This window comes from Chryseobacterium taeanense (assembly GCF_900099685.1).
GTDB classification, from domain to species: domain Bacteria; phylum Bacteroidota; class Bacteroidia; order Flavobacteriales; family Weeksellaceae; genus Chryseobacterium; species Chryseobacterium taeanense.
In genome coordinates this window covers 1-1197 of the sequence record NZ_FNDW01000030.1, presented here as the reverse complement: position 1 = coordinate 1197, position 1197 = coordinate 1, and the positions used below count along the sequence as shown (strand labels likewise).

Genomic DNA, 1197 nt, shown 5'->3' with positions numbered 1-1197 from the left:
CGATTTCTATGACATCTGCAAGTTATTTTCATACACAGAATTATTTTTTATCAAAGCATAAACTCTGTGTATGATTTTATTTCTAATTGCATTTAAAACAGACATCTTATTCTTCCCTTCTAAAACTTTTCTTTGAAAATATAAAGCGAGATCATTCTTTAATCTTATGGAACTTAAGGCAGCTAAATGTAAAATCTTTTTTAGTTCTTTATCAGCCATTGTAGAGATTCTGGGCTTATAATAAATTGACGAACCAGAGCGATGATCAAATGGAACTACACCAGAATAGCAAGCCATCTTTCTTGCCGATTGAATTTCCGTAAACCCATTGGTCTTAACAATGAGCATAGTGGCCAATACTCTCCCAACACCCGGAACGGTCTGGATTCTTATATATTGATCCTTTAGTTCTGTGTTTGATTCAATAATCTCTACAATCTTTTTTTCAATTGTTTTAATCTGTTTATCTAAAAGTAAAATCAATTGCTTGTTAAGCTTTATAATTTCCTTATCTGTATGATTTTTAAGAAAGCTTAAATCTTTCATCTGTCTCAATAAACCTGCTCTTATTTTCACTCTGTGTCTGCGTTCCGTATTAAGTAAGTTTATTTTTTGAATATCCAAGGATTTAGGGATCCACGGTTGTAGATCCATGTAATTTTTCTCCAAAAACGCACAGATTCTTTGACTGTCCAATTTATCATTTTTACCTCTTAAAAGACCGATGCTTTTCTTTAAATGAAGTGGATTTATAACAAAAACCGGTATGTTCATACTACTTAAAACTTCGTACAGTTCAAAATTGTATCTTCCTGTATTTTCCATACCTACAACGGTATTTGCATCATTGGAGAAGCTTTTAAAAAACTTTTTAATCGCTCTTGAACAATTTTTAATTTTATAATGTTGTGTTTTAGAGCAACTGTTAACAAAAACATCCAGAGTTAGCTTACTAATGTCAATTCCAATAAAAACTTTTTCCATAAATTTGTTTGATTAATAAAGAGAAACTTATCATCATCTCAACTCCTTAATAATGGGCTCCAATCCCGAATTTCTATCTGAGTTTTTGATAAGAAAGTGTTTAAGTCTTAATCGAACTATGAGTTTTTCTCTGAGTGAATCTTAGTTTACTTAAACACTTTTCTCTTGTAATAAATGTATTAATTTCTTTTACAAATCTAAAGGAGTGTTTTT

The 1197-nt window shown here is 30.3% G+C and carries 1 protein-coding gene; it reads right to left on the bottom strand.

The features are described from left to right. Positions 1-6: 6 nt before the first annotated feature. On the bottom strand, positions 7-984 hold the full coding sequence (locus BLR30_RS17505; protein ID WP_089861648.1) for an IS110 family RNA-guided transposase: 978 nt from the start codon (positions 982-984) through the stop codon (positions 7-9). Positions 985-1197: the final 213 nt, after the last annotated feature.

Coding starts and splice junctions, on each gene's coding strand:
- BLR30_RS17505 (WP_089861648.1), bottom strand. CDS start 984: ATGGAAAAAGTTTTTATTGGAATTGACATTAGTAAGCTAACTCTGGAT.